22 protein-coding genes are annotated in these 17,929 nt (G+C 65.8%); 12 read left to right on the top strand and 10 right to left on the bottom strand.

All coding sequences use genetic code 11. From position 1 onward, the window contains the following. Positions 1-5 precede the first annotated feature (5 nt). The 9 genes from ACZYYX_RS16980 to ACZYYX_RS16940 all read left to right on the top strand — a co-directional run bounded on the left by ACZYYX_RS16980 (position 6) and on the right by ACZYYX_RS16940 (position 7,196). A complete protein-coding gene (locus tag ACZYYX_RS16980; RefSeq protein ID WP_463815712.1) occupies positions 6-1,013 on the top strand; it encodes a hypothetical protein in 1,008 nt (335 codons plus the stop codon). Between the two features lie 14 nt (positions 1,014-1,027). Then, positions 1,028-1,792 carry a hypothetical protein gene (locus ACZYYX_RS16975; protein WP_463815711.1) on the top strand — a complete coding sequence of 255 codons (765 nt, stop codon included), beginning with the start codon at positions 1,028-1,030 and terminating at the stop codon, positions 1,790-1,792. 120 nt (positions 1,793-1,912) lie between these two features. After that, positions 1,913-3,406 (top strand): right-handed parallel beta-helix repeat-containing protein, encoded by a 1,494-nt coding sequence (locus tag ACZYYX_RS16970; protein ID WP_463815710.1) that lies wholly within the window; start codon positions 1,913-1,915, stop codon positions 3,404-3,406. A gap of 84 nt (positions 3,407-3,490) precedes the next feature. Then, on the top strand, positions 3,491-4,222 hold the full coding sequence (locus ACZYYX_RS16965; RefSeq protein ID WP_463815709.1) for a peptidoglycan-binding domain-containing protein: 732 nt from the start codon (positions 3,491-3,493) through the stop codon (positions 4,220-4,222). Beyond that, complete coding sequence (locus ACZYYX_RS16960; RefSeq protein WP_463815708.1) at positions 4,222-5,355, top strand: peptidoglycan-binding protein; 1,134 nt, start codon at positions 4,222-4,224, stop codon at positions 5,353-5,355. Before ACZYYX_RS16965 ends, ACZYYX_RS16960 begins: the two co-directional genes overlap by 1 nt. Positions 5,356-5,399: 44 nt before the next feature. Continuing rightward, positions 5,400-5,765 carry a phage holin gene (locus ACZYYX_RS16955; protein ID WP_463815707.1) on the top strand — a complete coding sequence of 122 codons (366 nt, stop codon included), beginning with the start codon at positions 5,400-5,402 and terminating at the stop codon, positions 5,763-5,765. Beyond that, complete coding sequence (locus ACZYYX_RS16950) at positions 5,762-6,229, top strand: hypothetical protein (RefSeq protein ID WP_463815706.1); 468 nt, start codon at positions 5,762-5,764, stop codon at positions 6,227-6,229. The genes ACZYYX_RS16955 and ACZYYX_RS16950 overlap by 4 nt, the downstream gene beginning before the upstream one ends. Further along, on the top strand, positions 6,226-6,735 hold the full coding sequence (locus ACZYYX_RS16945; protein ID WP_463815705.1) for a hypothetical protein: 510 nt from the start codon (positions 6,226-6,228) through the stop codon (positions 6,733-6,735). Before ACZYYX_RS16950 ends, ACZYYX_RS16945 begins: the two co-directional genes overlap by 4 nt. After that, a complete protein-coding gene (locus tag ACZYYX_RS16940) occupies positions 6,732-7,196 on the top strand; it encodes a hypothetical protein (protein WP_463815704.1) in 465 nt (154 codons plus the stop codon). The genes ACZYYX_RS16945 and ACZYYX_RS16940 overlap by 4 nt, the downstream gene beginning before the upstream one ends. On the opposite strand, the gene ACZYYX_RS16935 is transcribed toward ACZYYX_RS16940, so the two are convergent. From ACZYYX_RS16935 to ACZYYX_RS16920, 4 genes are all read right to left on the bottom strand, one after another. Continuing rightward, positions 7,193-7,552, bottom strand: a complete 360-nt coding sequence (locus ACZYYX_RS16935; RefSeq protein ID WP_463815703.1) for a CDGP domain-containing protein — start codon at positions 7,550-7,552, stop codon at positions 7,193-7,195. The genes ACZYYX_RS16940 and ACZYYX_RS16935 overlap by 4 nt on opposite strands. A gap of 28 nt (positions 7,553-7,580) precedes the next feature. Further along, positions 7,581-7,799, bottom strand: a complete 219-nt coding sequence (locus ACZYYX_RS16930) for a hypothetical protein (RefSeq protein ID WP_463815702.1) — start codon at positions 7,797-7,799, stop codon at positions 7,581-7,583. Between the two features lie 17 nt (positions 7,800-7,816). After that, a complete protein-coding gene (locus tag ACZYYX_RS16925; protein WP_463815701.1) occupies positions 7,817-8,662 on the bottom strand; it encodes a tyrosine-type recombinase/integrase in 846 nt (281 codons plus the stop codon). A gap of 246 nt (positions 8,663-8,908) precedes the next feature. Beyond that, positions 8,909-9,583: a DUF2848 domain-containing protein gene (locus ACZYYX_RS16920; protein ID WP_463815841.1), complete on the bottom strand. Its 675-nt coding sequence runs from the start codon at positions 9,581-9,583 to the stop codon at positions 8,909-8,911. A gap of 132 nt (positions 9,584-9,715) precedes the next feature. Here ACZYYX_RS16920 and ACZYYX_RS16915 point away from each other — a divergent pair, with 132 nt between their 5' ends. Then, entirely contained in the window at positions 9,716-11,053 is a 1,338-nt protein-coding gene (locus tag ACZYYX_RS16915; RefSeq protein ID WP_463815700.1) for an MFS transporter, read from the top strand. Here ACZYYX_RS16915 and ACZYYX_RS16910 read toward each other — a convergent pair. The 4 genes from ACZYYX_RS16910 to ACZYYX_RS16895 form a co-directional block, all read right to left on the bottom strand. After that, positions 11,025-11,615, bottom strand: a complete 591-nt coding sequence (locus ACZYYX_RS16910; protein ID WP_463815699.1) for a GntR family transcriptional regulator — start codon at positions 11,613-11,615, stop codon at positions 11,025-11,027. The genes ACZYYX_RS16915 and ACZYYX_RS16910 overlap by 29 nt on opposite strands. Before the next feature lie 195 nt (positions 11,616-11,810). Continuing rightward, entirely contained in the window at positions 11,811-12,293 is a 483-nt protein-coding gene (locus ACZYYX_RS16905; protein WP_463815698.1) for a J domain-containing protein, read from the bottom strand. Positions 12,294-12,487: 194 nt separating this feature from the next. Continuing rightward, the gene (locus tag ACZYYX_RS16900) at positions 12,488-13,117 is read right to left on the bottom strand and encodes a TetR/AcrR family transcriptional regulator (RefSeq protein ID WP_463815697.1); all 630 of its coding nucleotides are present in this window, start codon (positions 13,115-13,117) and stop codon (positions 12,488-12,490) included. A gap of 165 nt (positions 13,118-13,282) precedes the next feature. Continuing rightward, positions 13,283-14,164 (bottom strand): alpha/beta fold hydrolase, encoded by an 882-nt coding sequence (locus tag ACZYYX_RS16895; RefSeq protein WP_463815696.1) that lies wholly within the window; start codon positions 14,162-14,164, stop codon positions 13,283-13,285. Between the two features lie 175 nt (positions 14,165-14,339). Here ACZYYX_RS16895 and ACZYYX_RS16890 point away from each other — a divergent pair, with 175 nt between their 5' ends. Further along, positions 14,340-14,963, top strand: a complete 624-nt coding sequence (locus ACZYYX_RS16890) for a TetR/AcrR family transcriptional regulator (protein ID WP_463815695.1) — start codon at positions 14,340-14,342, stop codon at positions 14,961-14,963. A 19-nt stretch (positions 14,964-14,982) separates the two neighbouring features. Here the strand turns inward: ACZYYX_RS16890 and ACZYYX_RS16885 are convergent, their stop codons facing one another. Together ACZYYX_RS16885 and ACZYYX_RS16880 are read right to left on the bottom strand one after the other, a co-directional pair. Beyond that, entirely contained in the window at positions 14,983-15,819 is an 837-nt protein-coding gene (locus ACZYYX_RS16885) for an SDR family NAD(P)-dependent oxidoreductase (protein WP_463815694.1), read from the bottom strand. A 51-nt stretch (positions 15,820-15,870) separates the two neighbouring features. Next, positions 15,871-16,743 carry a Gfo/Idh/MocA family oxidoreductase gene (locus tag ACZYYX_RS16880; RefSeq protein ID WP_463815693.1) on the bottom strand — a complete coding sequence of 291 codons (873 nt, stop codon included), beginning with the start codon at positions 16,741-16,743 and terminating at the stop codon, positions 15,871-15,873. 158 nt (positions 16,744-16,901) lie between these two features. Between ACZYYX_RS16880 and ACZYYX_RS16875 the strand changes: the two genes are divergently transcribed. Then, complete coding sequence (locus ACZYYX_RS16875) at positions 16,902-17,819, top strand: zinc-binding dehydrogenase (RefSeq protein WP_463815692.1); 918 nt, start codon at positions 16,902-16,904, stop codon at positions 17,817-17,819. Positions 17,820-17,929 lie beyond the last annotated feature (110 nt).

Genomic DNA, 17,929 nt, shown 5'->3' with positions numbered 1-17,929 from the left:
AAGCTATGGGCGCTGTGCTCTATGGCGACGGTGTGTTCGCCGGCTGGACGGGCGGCCTGGACATCAAGTACGTCCTCGGCGGCGAGCTGGTCTACTACGACCCGAGCAACCCGAGCGCCGGGGAGCGCAGGCTCGTGCACGTCGACTGGCCAGGCTCTGGCGGCGAGGTGAGCAACCCGTCCGCCCACGAAGGCATGACCAACCTCTACAACGCGATCAATGCCGAGATCGCGACAGCGACACCGGAAGACCCGATCATCATCGTCGGACACTCCGGTTTCGCGCAGGTAATTGCGAAGCTGTTTCGCGAGCGCATGGCTGACCTGTTGGCCGCGCTGGCCGCGGCCGGCAAGACGACGGCCTGCATCCGGGCGGTGCTGCTCGGCTTCCCCGAGTCGAAGTTCACCGGTTCGTGCTACCTCTACCCGACTCAGGACAAGCCCGTCTATCCCGGCGACGGCACGAAGTGCAGCGCGAAGAGCGACCCGCACAACTCGACCTGCCCGACACCGCTGGCCAATCACGGCGGCTGGCAGGTCGGCTACGGGCTCCCCGCCGACATGCAGGGCATCAAGACCGACGTGGTGGCCAATCAGTACGACGGCTGGGCGCACGCGCCGACGAACCCGGGCTATTCCGAGCTGGCCCGCATCTTCGACCTGCTGTTCGGCCTCATCGTGCGGAAGGTCTGGGCAACTGGGCTTTTCGCCTACCTCAAGTCGACGTCGGGGCCGCACGCACACTACGACGTGAAGGGCGCTAAGGGACTGACCAGCCCGGACGCGTTCAGCTACGTCGACCCCGCTCAGCCCAGCGTGACGTACTGGATCATCCGCACCTACCCGTTCCCCGGGTTCGACAACATCAAGGCGCGGTTCATGGCCCGCAACGTCGACATGAGACGGCGTGCCGGCATCGACGCGGCCTACGTCCAGAACGCTTCACGCGGACAGCAGGTCACCGTGCCCCCGCCCGACTACACCGCAGTTCCGACGTGGTTCCCCCTGACGTGAGAGAGAGCTGACCAATGCCGCTGCCCAAGTTTGCCGTCACCGGCAACCTTCGCGAGATCCTCGACACGCCGCAAAGCGGCGAGATTGGCGAAGCCGTCTGGCACGACGCGTACGTCATCCTGAAGTCGAACATCGACAGCATCCTGACCTGGCAGGGACAGATCTACAGCAAGCCCGGCTCGCCGAAGGTCACTGTCGATCCCGTCACCGGCGACCTCGAAGTGTCCGACGCGACAACGAAACTGCTGGCCAACCATCCCGGCCTGCCTGTCACCGGGATTCAGTGGCGATGCCAGATCAAGACGTCGCCGAACAACGTGCTCGCCGAGTTCTGGTTCGACGCGCCCGCCGACGGCGGAACGGTGAACCTCGCGACGGTCGCGCACGTTCCACCGCTTGTGCCCCACCCGGTGTCGGCGATGTCGATCAACGATCTGATGGCGCTGATCAATGATCCGGGGTCAGCCTTCCGGGCCGCTCTCCGCGCGCAACCGCTGTCGTCCGCCCAAGCCCTCGCGCTGGCCGCCACACCTGACGCGATAGCGGCGGGAACGATCACGCGGTCGGCGACGGGGGCTGCTACCGGCTTCGCAGTGGTGTGGCCCGACGGCGCCAACGGCACCTTCACCGGCACCGAATCGGGCGCGGTTCCCGGCGCTATCGACTCCTACACAGTGACCCGCGTCGTCAACGGCGTGACCACCACCTACACACAACCTGCCTTCACACGTGACGCCAGCGGCGCGGTGACGGCCCGACCCGCGATGACGGTGAGCTGATATGGGACTGATTGATCCACCCGCATATTCGAGAGTTGACGCCGACAAGAAGTTCACGAACGCCGCAAAGCTCACCAAGAGCGTCGCGGGAACAAACCCGATCACATTGACGGCCGCGGAGTGCGCGTCGCGGATCGTCGAACTGACCGGCGCAACTCAGACCCTGGTCATCACTGTGCCAACCGGGCGGTCGTTCCTGCTCACCAACAGCACCGACTACAGCCAGACCGTGAAGCGTGCCGGCGCAACCAAGACAGTGACGCTCGGCCCGGGGGGAAGCATGGAGATTCAGTCGTGACCACCATCTACGTTCGCACCAACGGCAACGATTCGACCGGAACCGGCGCGACTAACGCGCCATACGCCACGATCAAGAAAGCGATGTCAGTCGCCGTCGGCGGCGACCTGGTACTGATCGGCGACGGCACCTACGCCGAAGATTCCGGCTCTGGCTACCTCCTGGCCAACGCCGCCTACAGCGCGGCGGGCGTCACATTCGCGCCAGAATCGGGGCTACCGGATCGCGTCGTCGTCACCGGTACAACCGCCGTCTACGTGATGGTCGTTTCGGGCCAGCACATGCGGTTCGATCAGATCACCTTCCGCGCTCAATCTGACACCGTGCAACGGGTTGTGCGCCTGCAATCGAACAACACCAACGACATCGAGTTCCGCCGGTGCCGATTCCAAGCGCTCTCGACCGGCACAACAAACGGCTGCGTAGGCTCCAACTTCACCGCTGGCCAGAATGCTTTCGGGTTCCGCTTCGTAGCTTGCTCTTTCGAGCAGATGGGTCCATTCCCATCGTTTGGCCTCGCAATCGATGGCTCGTCGGCCGCATCGGTGACCGACGTGCAGATCCGCGACTGCACGTTCATCGTCGGCAGCTACGGCATCCGAATGCTCGGGATAACCGCGATCCAAGTGCACGAGAACGTGATCGACTGCATCGATCACACGATCAGTGTGCACGCGTTGCAGATCGGCATCGACGGCCCGACTGGGGTTCTGGTCACTGGCTCGGTCATCGGGAACCGTGCGCGGACCATCAACGGCCACGCTGTCGTTGTCGGCGCCGGATGCGACGGCGTGTTCGTCTTCGGTAACCGGATCTACGGCGGCGCGAACGCAGGCAGCGGCCAGGGCCTCGTCGTCAAGCAGGCCCTCAATTGCCGGATCGAACGCAACATCATCTACTCCGGGTATTTGTCGGGCCTGTACTTCAAGGCCGCTCAGGACTGCCAGGCGTTCGACAACATCGTCTTTAACGACTACGCCAACAGTCCCGCTCTGCGCGTGCAGCAGAACCCCGACAACAACAACACCAACGCTCGACTGACTGTGCGTCGCAACCTGTTCGTCGCCAACGCCGGCCAAGCCATCTTGTGGGGGGCCGCCGCCGACGACAGCGGCGGTTCGCACTGCGACGAGAACGTCTACGTCGTGCGCGGATCAGCGACCCTCGGTGCAGTGCGGGGGAACACCGTGACCAAGGTGTCCGATCTGCGCGCCGCCTGGTCGGGGTACGACAGACCGGTCAACGACCGCAATAGCCGCATCGGCGCCACGCACGGCGCCTTCGCCGGAGTGCCGTTCGTCGACCTGCCCGCCTGACGTCGCGCTGACGTCGGCCTTTTAATCCACACCCCGCCTGCCATCCGGCAGTGCGGGCCACAGCCATGCCCGAAGGAGACCGACATGCCCATACTGACCCGACGGAACGTCGACTACGCCGCCAACAACGCCCGCATGCGTGACAACCGCAGCTACGGCTACGGCGGCCAGTGGCGCCGCGACGACCCCCGCCCCACCACGGACTGCTCGGGCATCGTGACCCACACGCTCGACGGCACCATCAACGGCGTCGCGATGACTTACTCGCGGCACGGCCTGTCCACCGAGGCATACCGGTACATCCCGGTCGGCGGGAAAGGACCGTTCGGCACCATCAACGTCGGCGGCAACCGCGCCGACGTGCCCAACGGCAGTGTCCTCGTCATCGGCCTGATGCACGGACCCGGCGGCGGCCGCAACAGCCACATGGCATGCGACCTCGAAGGGATCGCGATCGAGTCGTCGGGCAGCTACGGCCAGCAGTACGGCGGCCCCGGCCGGCACTGGAATCACCCGATCTTCCACCAGTTCTTCTACCTGCCCGGCTCGATCGACGGCGCGGCGATCCCGTACAACCCCCCGCGGCCGCCGGGAATCGACTTCATCGACTTCGGTGACGTCGGCGACAAGGTCAAGGTGGTTCAGGCGCGCCTCAACCGCGACTACTCGCTGTACTCAAAGCTCGCCGTCGACGGCGAGTTCGGCCCGCAGACGCTGTACGTGGTCAAGGAATTCCAGCGCCGCGCCGGCCTGGTCGTCGACGGCATCGTCGGCCCGGCCACCCTCGTCGCCCTCGGCCTGTCAGCGACCCTCTGATGCCCGAGCTGAAGTCCGGCTCGCAGGGCGCCGAGGTCGGCCGATTCTACGACTACTTCCAGAAGTGGGCGCCGGCGTACGCGTTCCTGCTCGGCAAGCGAGATCTGTACTACGGCAACGACGAAGCGGCGTTCACCCGGGAGCTGCAGCGCCGTCTCGGCGTCCCGATCACCGGCGTGTTCGGCGACCTCGAGGCATCGCGCACCGGGTATCGCTGGACAGGCACACCGACACCACCCGTGCAGGAGCGGCGCCGGCCGATCTGGATTTACACCATGCCCGGCTCTGGTGCTCCCGGGAATGTCGGGCCGTCGTACCAGCTCGGCGAGCGGGCGCAGAAGGTGCTGAAGATCAACCACCAGTGGGTCGGCTACCCGATCGGTGGCTACCTCGGATTCATGGGCGGTGACCCGAAATTCAGCTACAACGACGTCATCGGCTTCGCTGACCGCGAGTGGGAGCGGCTGCTGTGGCTGAACCCTGACGTGATCCGCGCGATGGACGCTCGTCGGGTGAATCCGCGGGCGGCTGTCGACGTCGAGCTGTGGGGCAGCGCCTACTCCCAGTCCGCGGACGCGATGCGCCGCTCGGCGGCCCGCCTGTTTGGCCCCGCGGGCCCGTTCGAGCTGATTCGCGACCGCCTCAACGGTCTGATCCTGTTCGGCGACCCCGGCACCCCGAAGACCGGTATTTCTCGGCTCACCTACGACCCGTGGCTCGAGAAGCTGGTCACAGACATCAATTACCCGAACGACTTCTACGCCGTCGCGCCGGACACTATCCGGCCGACCATGTTCGGGATCATCGTTGAGGCCGAGATGGAACTGCCGTTCTTCGTGCACGTGCTGCGCCTGGCGATGCGGATCATCCCGAGCTGGCTGAGCCTGTTCGGCGGGCTGGGCACAGGACTCGCCAGCGCCGGCGGGCTGCTGTCGCAGGCCAACTCGGCGGCCGACCGCGACGTCGACGACCAGCTCTACCGACTGCTGTCGCCGACCGGTGTGCTCACCAACATTCCCGGCATGATCCAGCTTCTCGCGGCGCTGCCCGGCCTGCAGGCGCACGGCGGATACGAATTCGATCCCGTGATGATGCAGCGCGCCTACGACGTGATGGCCGGTTTCCGGCGCTGATCGAAATCTGTTGCACACCCACCTATCCCGAAAGGAATTCTTCAATGAATCTGCTCAGCATCCGTACCTTCGCCGACGCGCGCGCGTTCCTGCACGTGGCGCTGCCGGCCATCGCCGCGATCCTCGTCACGGCGAGTTACCTGACCGCCACCGATGCGAACCTGTGGGTGGCCGCCGCCCTGGTCGTCGTCGACGCCGGCCTCTCGACGCTCAACACCGCGAGCGGCTTCCGGAAGTTCCTCTACCCGGCGCTGGTCGCGGCCGGTGCGCTGCTCGTCCGCTACGGCTTCACCACCGACGAGACGTGGGCTCTGTGGACCGGCCTCGCACCTGTGCTGTTCGGTGGCGGCGTCGCCGCGGCCAACACGCCCACTACCGGCCCGACGAGCGAGCTCGCGCGAGCCGAGTGACGCGCTTCGCCGCGCTTGCGCGCCTGCGCATCCCGCGAGTGCGGGGCCACCACGTCGACCCCGCCAAACGGGCATCGGCCGACTGGGTGCGCTCCGCACTGCTCGTCGCGTGGGCGCTGATCGTCGGACTGTTCCTCACCGTCAACGGCGGCTCAGTGTTCCAACGCGAAAGCTATCGGGCGATGATGGAAGCCGTACCCCACCCGGCGTTCATCGGCGGCAGCCTGCTCACCATCGGCGTGCTCGGCGTCGTCGGCGAGTGGGCAGGCTTCCGCCGCACGACGAAAGTGTTCTACCTGAGCGCTTCCGCGTGGCACGGCCTCTACTTCGGTTACACCATCCCCGGCAACCTCGGCGCGTTCGGCAACACGAACATGGTGTCGCTGTTCGCGCTGCTCGTCAGCCTGATCTACGCGGTCCAGCTGATTGAGATCTGGCCCCGACCCGACAGGAGTCAATCGTGAAGTGGGCGCAACGTGTGGCGCGCGCGGAATGGCTGTGGCTGCAACGCATTGCACGCGTCAGCGGCCACTCGGTGAGCGCCGAATGGTTGTGGGCTGTGCAGTGGATTCTCGGCGTCGTCGGCGTCGTCTGGGCGCTCGGCCTCGGTCTGTTCGTGTCGCTGGGCGGCGCTGAGCGTATGACCGGCGAGCTGTACCAGCCGCTGATCGCCACGTTCGCCGACTACCACGTCATCGGCGCCGTCATCGGGTTCGGTGGCGTGCTCGGCGTGATCGGGCTGACGCGGGACATGCGGCGCGTCAGCATCGCCTCGTCGCTGATCTCCGCGGTGTGGAATGGGCTGATGGCGCTGTTCACGATCCCCGCGAACTGGGCGGTCCCTGGCGGCGGCAACTTGCTCGGCTTCTACGCCGCGTTCGTGACCGTCGTCTACCTGATGCGCTTCGTGCTGCTCACCGCCGACCCGGGTGACGACGCGGTGAACCTACGGCCGCGACGGCAGCCGTGATCGTCACGCTGGCCGCCGAGGGCACCGACTACTCCGCGCTGTGGGGCCCGCTGGGCACGATCGTCGTCCTGGTGCTCGGGTGGCTGCTACAGCAGTGGACGAAACGCGTCGAACGGAAAAACCAAGAGCGCGAGGCAGCGAAGAAAAAGGCAGAACAGGAACGCAAAGAGCGCGAGGAATGGGAAGAGCGGCGGGTCGACGTCGCCCGCGACGTCTCCGAGGCGTGGGACCCCGTGCTGAAGGGCATGAGCCAGGAGATGGGCCGGCTCAGCGAGAAGTGCGACAACTGCGCCCGCCAGCTCGGCCTGGTGCGCACCGACTTCGGTCAGTTCATCGACAACATGGAAGCGTGGGCGACCGAGCTCAGCGCCGAGATTCCCGTGCCAGCCAACCTCGAGCGCCGGGCCCGCATCATGTTCGCCGCCGCGCGCCGGTCACACCTGAGCCACGACGGCGGTTAGCCGCCGATGTATCCGGGTTCGCCTGGGGGAACAGTCGCGGGCGTGAGCACGTACTTGTCGACGGCGCTCTGGTAAGCCGGTGTGCGCCGCTTCGCCCATTGCGGGCAGTCGTCAAACCCTGCGTAGACGCCGTCGCACACGCTGCTCACGTATTCGGGATGCCAGAACCACCGCCACCGCTCCCATGTCCCGTCGTCACGCATCGGCAGATCGCAGATCTCGCGGATCTGCGGGTTCAGGCCGAGTAGCGGTATCCGTTCACAGCCAGGCGGCGGCGGGTCAGCGGCGGCAATGGGCGCCCACGATGCTGCAGCGGCAGCCGCCAACACCCCCGCGAGCATGAGCTTCCCCCTCATGCTGGCGCAGCCTACAGCGCCGCGGCGATCAGCCGCGTAGGTTCAGCGTGAGCACGTCGTCGCGCGACAGGCCGGGCGCGACCTCGCCGAGTAGGTTCTGCGTCAACGTCCGGGCCGCGGCCCGCGAGTCGAGCCGGTGCCGCTGCTCACCGCGACCGCTGATCGTCCACTCCACCAGCCACGGATCAGGGCTGGCGTCGTCGGGCTCAAGCTGCGTGACGACGACGCGAGTCACATGTCGGGGCATCGCGTCGACAGTAGCCGTCAGGCGGCGCGACCTCGGAACGGATCAAGCCTGTTGATCGCGTCGTGCCGACGTCGATCGGGAACCTTCGTGTAGATCTGCGTCGTGTTCAAGGAGGCGTGTCGTAGCAGCTCTTGCACGGTGCGGATATCGGCGCCGTCGTCGAGCAGCGTCGTTCCGAACCAGTGTCGAAGCTTATGCGGCGTGCCGGCTACCTTGGCTCGCCGCATGACAAGGCTGATGATGTGCGACACCGATTTGCCGAGGATCTGCTCCCCTGGCCGGGTCGAATTGGCCGGAAACCAGTCGCCATGCGCGGGCATCGTCGCCGCCGCCTCGACCAGCAGCGGGTGAAGCGGAATGGTACGAGCCTTTCGGTTCTTCCCGTCAACCCAGATCGCCGGAACCGAAAGGTCGACGTGCTCGCCGCGAACCGCGGCGATCTCGCTTACGCGCAGGCCGGCGAGAACCGCCAGCAGAATCATCACGCGGGTTCGGTGATGCATCGGCGTTTTCAGCAACGTCAATAGGCCGGTATCCGAAACGGGTCGGGGTTCGCGATCGGGCGTCCTTGGCCGTCGTACCTTCACGATCGGATTATCTACGCGACGGTCGTCGAACTGTAGCCAGTGGAACCACGCTTTGAGGTAACCGTGGTAGGTGCCGGCTGTTCCAATGGACCAGTCGGTACGGTGCGCTGCGAACCAGCTGACGATGTCCATGGCTGTCGCATCGCAAGGCTGAATGCCCTGCTCAGCCGCGAATTGCCGGACTACTCGGACACGTTCAGTGATGACGGCGAAGGACCGCCGCTCGCTGTGCATGGACAAGATCCAGTCGTCGAGATGATGCAGGTGATCTGTCATACTGCTACTCCCCCATTGGGCTTTGCTGATAGCGGAAGTAGCGGGGCTCGTCTTCGACCTTCTCACGCCGGCAGGTTCTGTCGGATTTTCCGGGGCTTGCGACAGACTTTCGTAATTTGCACCACGTCAGCTAATGTTTCCGACTGTCCGTCTATGGAGCAGAAGGCCGCAGGTTCGAATCCTGCCGGGGGCACCACGTCAGAATCTCCACCCGATGCGCCCGGGATCTTCCCGGCGGACCACGACCTAACCGATGGGCTCGGGCATCGCCTTGGTTCGGTAATGGCACGTCGAAGTGAATCCTGTTGCTGGGTCCGACAATTCGACCTTCCACGCGTCGGCGAACTGGTTCACGTCGGGCAGCATGGTGATGGTGCCCGACAGCAGCACGGTGCCGGGACGGAACAGGCCGCGCTCGCGCAGGACGCCCACCCAGTAGTCGGGACCCAGCAGGTCGGCCATCGTGCCGGACTGGATCAGCGTCTCGTCGGCACCCACCCAGGCCTTGAGGGTGATCGCGTCGAGCCGGTCGGCGATGTCACGCAGGCGCCACGCCTTGGTGCCCAGCACGTCGGGGGCGGCGTTCTTGCTCCACGCCACACTGTGGGTTTCCAGGGTGCGGTCGGTGTGGTCACACGCCACCGTCAGGAGGACGTCTTCATCGTCGGTGATCACCAGCGCCCACTCGGCCTCCCCCGAGGTGTGGTCGTGCTGGGTGTGCACGGTATCGGTCTGCTGTGCCAGGTAGGGCGAGACGGGGTATAGCGCGGGTGTGACAGACGGGGCAGGCACTCCGAGCTCGGCCAGTTCCGCGATGTGCGCGGCCACCTCATCCTGGTTACGACCCGCATATCCGGCGTTGAGGACCGTGGTGGGCTCCACCGTCACCGTGGATCCGTCGGGCAGTTCGAACGTAAGCATCACGCCTGCTCCTTCTCGTAAATTTTGCGTTTCACCGCTTGACCGTCATTCGGCATACATGTTGTATACGAAGAGTATGGTACGTCACATGGTCGCCTGACGCGCGGCCCACACACGAAGAGGATTGGTTCGATGACGGCCCAAGCAGCCGATAAAAGGAGCCTGACCAAGGCTTTCGCCGCCAGCCTCACCGGCACAGCGCTCGAGTGGTACGACTTCGCGGTCTACTCCGCCGCCGCCGCGCTGGTGTTCCCGGTGGTGTTCTTCCCCGAGAGTGACCCTCTGACGGGCACGCTCCTGGCGTTCTCCACCTACGCCGTCGGGTACGTCGCACGGCCCATCGGCGGATTCGTGTTCGGCCGTCTCGGCGACATCATCGGCCGCAAACAGCTTCTGGTGATCACCCTGCTGCTGATCGGCGTCACCACCTTCGCCATCGGCCTCATCCCCAGCTACGCCTCGATCGGCATCGCAGCGCCCATCCTGCTGGTGGCCATGCGATTCGCCCAGGGTGTTGCCGTCGGCGGTGAATGGGGCGGTGCGGTGCTGCTCTCCAGTGAGTACGGCGATCCGAGACGACGCGGCTTCTGGGCCTCAGCGGCTCAGGTGGGCCCGCCCGCCGGCAACCTGCTGGCCAACGGCGCCCTGGCCGCGTTGACCCTGGCCTTCTCGGAGGAGCAGTTCGAGGACTGGGGGTGGCGCCTCGCCTTCCTGCTATCCGCAGTTCTGATCGGCTTCGGGCTGTGGATCCGGCTCAAGTTGGAGGACACTCCGGTGTTCAAGGCGCTCCAGGAGAGCGGAGACCGCCCCGAGGCACCCATCAAGGACGTCTTCACCACCCAGACCCGGCCGCTGATCGCGGCCATCCTGTCGCGCATCGCCCCGGACGTGATGTACGCCTTGTTCACTGTCTTCTCCATCACATACGGCACACTGGAGCTCGGCATGGAACGCAGTCAGGTGCTGATCGCCATCCTGATCGGCTCGGCGTTCCAGCTCGGACTCATCCCACTGGCCGGCGCGGTGTCCGACCGGTTCAACCGGCGCATGGTCTACGGCGTGGCCGCCGTCGGCGGGGTGATCTGGACGCTGATCTTCTTCCTGTTGATCGACACCGCCTCGTTCCCGCTGCTGGTGCTCGGCGTGGTGATCGGCTTGGCGTTCCACTCGTTCATGTACGGCCCGCCGGCCGCCTTCGTCACCGAGCAGTTCACGGTGCGGCTGCGCTCGACAGGCGCCTCGCTGGCGTACACGATCGCCGGGGTCTTCGGCGGTGCCATCGCTCCGCTGCTGTTCACCTACCTGTTGGACGCCACGGGCGGCTGGCCCGCGATCTTCGGCTACATCGCGGTGGTGGGCGTGCTCACCGTGATCGGCTTGGCGCTGGGGCGTGACCCCGACAGCTCCGAAGAGGAGCACTACCGGGAGATCGCCGAAACCACTACGCCTGCAACAGAATCTGCAAAGTGACCCGCAGATGCTCGTCGATGGCGCGATGAGCCTGGTGCTCGTCGCCGCCGGCCAGCGCATCGACGATGGTGCGGTGCTCGGAGCAGACGTCGCGCCGGCGCTCGTGCCCGTGCAGCAACGCGGTCAGTCCGACCCGCAGCTGCCGGGCACGCAGCCCGGCGTAGGTACGCGAGAGCAGGTCGCTGCCTGCGGCGTCGATGAGGATCTGGTGGAACCGGGTGTCCAGTTCGATGAAACGCTGCGCGGCACTGTCGTCGTCGGAGGCGCACAGGTGGGACTGATCGATCAGAGTGGACTCCATCTGTGCCACCGGCGCCCTGTCTGCGCGTAAGCAGGTCGACGCCGCATGGCGCTCCAATGCCCCACGCAGATCCATCAATTCGGTGATCTGGCGGCCGGACATCGCGGGCACGAACACCCCGCGCTTGGGCACCATCTCGACCAGACCCTCGGCCTGCAAGGTCAGCAGAGCTTCCCGGACCGGGGTGCGGGACACACCGATCTGCGTGGCCAGCTGTTGTTCGTTGAGGAACGTTCCCGTTGCGGCCGGCGAACTGAGCACCTGGTCACGCAAATATGCATACGCGCGATCCCGACCCGACAGGGGTTGCATACTGAATGTATACCTCATCCATCGGGCGAATCGGCGGCCTCGTCGGCGGCGTGACGTCTTTGGAGGAAGACCACCATGAGCAGTGCCGATCGATTCGACGTGGTGGTGATCGGCGGACATGAGCGGGCGGCGACCGCACCTCGGTCATCGCCGAGCAAGCAGCTCCTCGTACGCCAACCGCCCGCGCGTGAACGTCAACGCATCGCCACCCCGGTCGGGATGGTGACGGGCGGCATAGCGCCGCCAAGCACGGTTCAGGTCAGCCGCGGTGTGGACCTCATCGAGCCCTAGCACCGACAGCGGATCACTCGGTGGCGCAGGCAGTTCCGGCACCTTCATCCTCGGCGGCGCATCGGCTCCCCCGGAGTGCGATGCCGCAAAACCACTGGACGCCTTCTTGCCCGGCGTTTTCTTGCCGGGCACCTTTTTCGCAGCCTTCTTACCTGGCGCTTTCTTGCCGGGCGCCTTCTTGCCCGGCACTTTCTTGCCGGGCGCCTTCTTCGCCGCGGCCTTCTTCGCCGCGGCCTTCTTGCCGGGCGCCTTCTTGGCGGCTTTTTTGCCTGGCGCTTTCTTGCCCGGCGCCTTCTTGGCGGGCATGTTCCCGCCACTCCCAACCAACTCGCTCATCGGCTGCTCCTTCACACGCTGGCTCGGGCAACCGACGCTATCGGTGAGGGCTGAAGTAAACCTGAAGACCGCGCCGTGAGAACGCGACACGAGTACTGAACCGCTTCGACCACGTGTCGCGGAGTCCGGCGAAACCGTCGAGCGGATCGCCATTCTCGAGGTTCTCATCCCCGGGTCGTCGACGAACCCAGCCGTCAGGCCCCCGGGTTCAGCGCTATCGCGCGTATCCCCATGTCGGCGACCACGCGCGCTTCGGCGTCGTCGAGTGGCCCCAAGCCGTTGAACATGCGAAACACCACGGGCCCGAACAAGAAGTCGACAGTAAGGTCCGGATCGAGGTCGGGTCGAAGCTGGCGGTTCCCCTGCCCTTTTCGGATGAGCGCGACGGTAGCGGTCCGCCGTTCCGAGAAATAGGCGTCGCGCAGCGTAGCCGTGCCCTTGTCATGACTCGGGGCGGCGCCGAGCACCTGCGCAACCACCCGGCCCCGCGCGCTGCCGTAGAAGCGGGCCAGCCTGACGACCTGGTCGAAGAGATCGTCTACAGCGTTGCCGGTATCGAGAACGGGCACAGCCCCGGTGACGATGTCACCGTAGGCCGCCGCCGCGAGATCGAAACCGTTCGTCCAGTGCTTGTAGATGGTGGCCTTGCTGACACCGCTACGACGAGCGACTTCATCGATGGTGAAGCCTGCCACTCCACGTTCATCCAACAGGCCGACGGCGGCGTCGAGGACGGCCTGCCGCGATTGGGCGCTCACCGGCCGGCCGCGCTTGCGAGGAGGAAGGGCCGGATCGGCACTGGCTGGCGCCTTCGAAGCTGACATGCGCCCATCGTAAAACTGAACGATGCGTTTGCTTGAGATGCGCCGTGTCTCTCGTGGGTCACCCCGACGTCGGCCTGCTTTCCAGCGCCGAGATGGTCGACCAAGCGCACGATGTGCGCGAGCGGTTGTCAGCGGCGAGCGTGCGCCGGTGCGCGGTGGCCACATTCAACGTGCGCGGATTGCGTCGGCAACCGCGCGCGGCGCCTCGTGCTGGGGGAAGTGGCCGACACCGGGGAGTTCGACCACCTCGGCGCGCGGCAACACGATTCTGGCGTGTTCGAGTACGTGACGACCCGACACCGGATCGTTCAGTCCCCACACGAGTTTCAGCGGGCCGGGCCACTCGGCGAGCGCGGCCTCCCACTGCTGGTGGTGCTTCGCGCGTTCGGCGTTGTATTTGATGTGCGCGTGGGCGAGCTTGTGACCGTCCAGGTAGGACATTCCGACCCAGAGGTCGTCGAATTCGGCATCGATGAGGCCGGTCCCCCGCACGGCGTCCAGTCCCGCGCGTGTCCGGTCCGCCGTGATACGACCGGCGACGAACTTGCCGATGACCGGCATGATGAGCAGCTGCTGCAACCGAGTGGGTCGGTAGGCGCTGTAGACGATGCCGCAGTTCAACACCACGACCGACTCGATCGTGAACCTGAGGCGATGCGCGGAGATGCGTTGCAGGAGTTCTTGACCGACGATTCCCCCGTAGTCGTGAACGACCAGACGCACCGCGCGGACGTCGAGGTGGGCCAGCAGGTCTTCGACAATGTCGGCGGACTCCGTCACCGTGTAGCGGTAGCCCCGGGGTTTGTCCGATACGCCGTATCCGAGAAAGTCCATGGTGATCACGTCGTGGTCGCGCTCCAGGTCCACAGCCACGGCCGCGTAGTCGTAGGACCAGGTCGGAAAGCCGTGCAGCAGAAGCAAAGTCGGCCCTTCACCATGACGGCGGTAGGCGATGCGGTGTCCGCGGCGGCTCGTGAACGTCTCGTTGTCGCCGATCCATTCTCGCGCCGTCGGCACGCTGGGTACGGAGCGTTCGTCGTCGGTCATGCGCCGGCGGTCCTTGTCGAGATGATCGTCATGGCTTCACACTTCCTCGGACCGGCGTGCGTTGATATGCAGCATCTACTTTAGATACATAAACGTATCAGAATGCAGACCTGTCGAATAGATTTCGATCCTGGGATACGCTGATCGGCAGGCCGGACGGAGGGAGCAGGGATCCATGCCCCGCTTGACGCGCGCCGAGCAACGGGCGGTGACGCGCCAGCGCCTCGTCGAGGCCGCGGGCCGTGTGTTTTGCCGGGTGGGTTTCGAAGCCGCGCCAATCGACGTCATCGCAGAAGAGGCGGGCTACTCGCGGGGCGCCTTCTATTCCAACTTCGAGTCGAAAGACGATCTGTTCGTCGAGCTCCTGGGCCACCATCTCGACGTCGAGGTCGCCACCCTGAGCCGCGCCCTCGACCGCATCGAGACTGCCGCCGATCTCGCTCCCGCGATCGAACGGCGCTATCAGGTGCTCGGCAACGACAGCAGCTGGTGTCTGTTGACCACCGAGTTCCAGCTGTACGCGATGCGCGGCGGCCCCAAAGCCGTTCAGTTCTCCGAGATCTACGAAAGCTACCGACAGCGCCTCGCCGAGCTGATCGCCAGCCATTTTGATCGCCTGGGCATCACCTCCGACCTGAGTCCGTACGAGTTCGGCGTCTCGCAGATCGCCCTGTCCCATGGACTGGCGCTCCAACGAGCAGCGAACAGTTCCCTGGATTCGAGCCTTCCCGCCCGCGCACTCGCGATGTTCATCCGGGGGGCTATCGCCCAACCCGCCGACACTCCACACACTCGCTAGGCGCAGCACGCAAGTTCGCTCAGGCCGACGCGAAGTCGGTCGCCGCTGCGCGGGTCCGCTGAGCCTCGACGGTCTCCGCCAGCGACGCCGCTTTCTGCTCGAACAAGGCGACGCTGTCACTGCCGAGCGGCAGCCGAAGCGGCGGATCGTCGGCTACAGCCAGCGCACGGATGGCTGACACCGCTTTGACCGGGTCTCCCGGCTGCTTGCCGTCGAGGCCATTGATGGCGTTCTGCAGTGCGCCCACGGTGTCGGCGTAGGCGTCGGTGGACTTTCCTGGCCGACGCTGGTCGTGGTGCGCCAGGAAATCGGTGCGGAACGATCCGGGTTCGACGACGGAGACCTTCACGCCCAAAGGCGCGAGTTCTGCGCGCAGCGCCTCGCTGATGGCCTCGACAGCGAATTTTGTGGCTCCATAGATTCCGCGCCCCGCTCCGACCGCGATGCCGGCGCTCGAGCCGATGTTGATGATTCTGCCCGACCCCTGCACGCGGAGAGTGGGCAGTACAGCGCGAGTGACGTTCAGCAAGCCAAAAACGTTGGCATCGAATACCGCTCGCACCTCCTGGTCCGAGACCTCCTCCACCGCGCCGAAGATTCCGTAGCCGGCGTTGTTGACCAGAACGTCGATGCGGCCGAATCGCTTCAGCGCGGCGTCGACCGCCGCCACTGCCTGCGACTCGTCACTGACGTCGAGGGCGTGAATCAAGAGTTGATCGCCGGCGTCTGGGAACGCCGCAGCGATGCCCTCCGGCCGGCGCGCAGTCGCGACGACCTGGTCGCCCGCCTCCAGTGCCGCCGCCACCATCAGATGGCCGAAGCCACGAGATGTCCCCGTGATGAACCAGATTGACACAGTCCTTCTCTCCTTCAATTCTTCGATCGACACCGGTTGCATTCGTCGGCGTCAGGACGGCCGTCCTGCGACCGCGTCCGCGACAGCCGCGGCGAACTCGTCCGGCGCCTCCACCGGGGTGAAGTGGCCGCAGTCGACGAGGCGGAAGTCCACCTCGACGAAGTAATCCTCCAGGTGGTCAGCCCATTCGGGCCGTATCAGGGCGTCCGCACCCGGCCACAGCACGATTGTCGGTGCAGTAATGCGGGCGTCGCGTCCGGGTGGCGTCTCGTGCAGCGCCTGACTCACCGCGCCGGCTCCGGCACGGTAGTACTTGACCGAGGCCACCATCGCCCCCGGCTCGGCGTAAAGCATTGTCAGACGCGAGATCTCGGCATCGTCAGGACGATAGTCCGGCCTCGTCCAGTGATTCCAGAAGTAGCTTAGGTACGAGTGCACGGCGTCGGGCCGTGCGTCGAGTGTCTCCTCGATCAACGGGAGTTGATGAAAGTTCTGATACCAGTACTCGCGTTGCACGTCAGGGTCGAGGATGCGGGTGCCGACCCCCGGCAGCGGGGGTGACACTACGAGACGGTCGAGACTGGCGATCTCGGCAGTCTCCTCCACCGTCGAGGCCACCGGCCATTCGGTGATGACGTGTTTGCCGGCGCGAAGGGCGGCGACGATCAGCTCGTGATGGGACGACACGGTGGTGGCCACCGCCACGATGTCCACGGCCCCGTTGCGGATCAGGTCGAGCGGGTCCCCATATGCGGCGGGTGCGTCGAAGGCGGCGGCGGCTGCGTCGGCGGATTCTTGGCGCCTGGTGGCCACTGCGGCCAGTTCCAGGCCTGTCAGCGCCGCGATGGCGGGTACGTGGGCAGCACGTGCCCATCCGCGCTCCGCATTCGCCCCGATCAACCCAACTTTCAGATCTCCGGTCACGAGTGCCTCCCTTGGTTCCATAATTCTAAACGATTCGTTCAGTTTATATCTCTTTGGTCCTTAACAAAACGATCCGTTTAGAAATTTCTCGATGTTGGCCTGCGGACGCAGGTCGGAGCGGCGGGAATAAGCTCCCGACCACCAGGTTTGAAGCAAGAATGCGTGCTGTCGTCTACGACCCGGACCAGCCCTCCAAGCTCCGCGTCGCCGATGTCGACGAGCCCGTCACCGGTCCATCGGAGTCGCTTGTCGACGTCCGATCCTTCGCCCTGAACTTCGGGGAGCTGCACTGGATCGACGGGATGCGTCAGCCAGGGGAGGTACCCGGGTGGGATTCCGCCGGAGTGGTGTCCGTTGCCGCGGCCGACGGTTCCGGGCCTCCCGTCGGCGCTCGGGTGGTCGGTTTCGGCGGCCAGGGCGGGTGGGCGCAACGCCGCGCGATCACCACTGACAACCTCGCACTGATTCCCGATCCGGTCGACTTCGGCACCGCGGCAGCCGTTCCCGTCGCGGGTGTGACGGCCCTGCAGGCCCTGCGCGCGCTGGGATCGGTGGTCGGCAGACGTGTCCTGATCACCGGCGCGTCCGGTGGCGTCGGCAGGTTCGCAGTCCAGTTGGCCGCACGCGCGGGCGCTCACGTCGTCGCGGCGGTCGGCTCGCGGCCGCGTGGTGCGGGGCTCACAGAGCTCGGCGCGGCCGAAGTGGTGGTCGGACTCGACGGTGTGGCTCCGGCGTTCGGGGTCCTCGAGAACGTGGGCGGCTCTCTGCTCACGGAGGCCTTCGGTCTGCTGTCCGACGGTGGATCACTGCAATCGATAGGTATGGCCTCCGGCGCCCCGTCGACGATCGACTTCGAGGCCGCCCGCAGAACGGGTGCGCGAAAGCGTCTGGAAACTTTCATGATGCGTGCACCTCTCGCACCGGATCTGGAGTACCTGCTGGGGTTGATCGCATCGGGCGACATCGATCCTCAGGTGGGGCTGCGCAGGTCGTGGGACGAGGTGTCCGACGCCGCGACAGCACTGCTCGGCCGGCAGGTGGCCGGCAAGGCAGTCCTGGACATCCCCGTCGAATAGGTTCGCCGCCGAGCACGGGCACACCGCGTGAACCGTGCCCGGCCGGCGCTCCGCGTCTTCGTGTCCGCCGATCGGTGGACACCCTGCTCCCCCGCTACTCCGGCTGATCG

It is taken from the genome of Mycobacterium sp. IDUB_1, from assembly GCF_055419625.1.
The sequence above is the reverse complement of the archived record's forward strand: the minus strand, read 5'-3'. Positions and strand labels throughout refer to the sequence as shown.

Coding starts and splice junctions, on each gene's coding strand:
- ACZYYX_RS16955 (WP_463815707.1), top strand. CDS start 5,400: ATGAATCTGCTCAGCATCCGTACCTTCGCCGACGCGCGCGCGTTCCTG.
- ACZYYX_RS16905 (WP_463815698.1), bottom strand. CDS start 12,293: ATGAGCGAGTTGGTTGGGAGTGGCGGGAACATGCCCGCCAAGAAGGCG.
- ACZYYX_RS16890 (WP_463815695.1), top strand. CDS start 14,340: ATGCCCCGCTTGACGCGCGCCGAGCAACGGGCGGTGACGCGCCAGCGC.
- ACZYYX_RS16900 (WP_463815697.1), bottom strand. CDS start 13,117: ATGTCAGCTTCGAAGGCGCCAGCCAGTGCCGATCCGGCCCTTCCTCCT.
- ACZYYX_RS16975 (WP_463815711.1), top strand. CDS start 1,028: ATGCCGCTGCCCAAGTTTGCCGTCACCGGCAACCTTCGCGAGATCCTC.
- ACZYYX_RS16960 (WP_463815708.1), top strand. CDS start 4,222: ATGCCCGAGCTGAAGTCCGGCTCGCAGGGCGCCGAGGTCGGCCGATTC.
- ACZYYX_RS16965 (WP_463815709.1), top strand. CDS start 3,491: ATGCCCATACTGACCCGACGGAACGTCGACTACGCCGCCAACAACGCC.
- ACZYYX_RS16935 (WP_463815703.1), bottom strand. CDS start 7,552: ATGAGGGGGAAGCTCATGCTCGCGGGGGTGTTGGCGGCTGCCGCTGCA.
- ACZYYX_RS16895 (WP_463815696.1), bottom strand. CDS start 14,164: ATGACCGACGACGAACGCTCCGTACCCAGCGTGCCGACGGCGCGAGAA.
- ACZYYX_RS16915 (WP_463815700.1), top strand. CDS start 9,716: ATGACGGCCCAAGCAGCCGATAAAAGGAGCCTGACCAAGGCTTTCGCC.
- ACZYYX_RS16875 (WP_463815692.1), top strand. CDS start 16,902: ATGCGTGCTGTCGTCTACGACCCGGACCAGCCCTCCAAGCTCCGCGTC.
- ACZYYX_RS16925 (WP_463815701.1), bottom strand. CDS start 8,662: ATGACAGATCACCTGCATCATCTCGACGACTGGATCTTGTCCATGCAC.
- ACZYYX_RS16920 (WP_463815841.1), bottom strand. CDS start 9,583: ATGCTTACGTTCGAACTGCCCGACGGATCCACGGTGACGGTGGAGCCC.
- ACZYYX_RS16930 (WP_463815702.1), bottom strand. CDS start 7,799: ATGCCCCGACATGTGACTCGCGTCGTCGTCACGCAGCTTGAGCCCGAC.
- ACZYYX_RS16980 (WP_463815712.1), top strand. CDS start 6: ATGGGCGCTGTGCTCTATGGCGACGGTGTGTTCGCCGGCTGGACGGGC.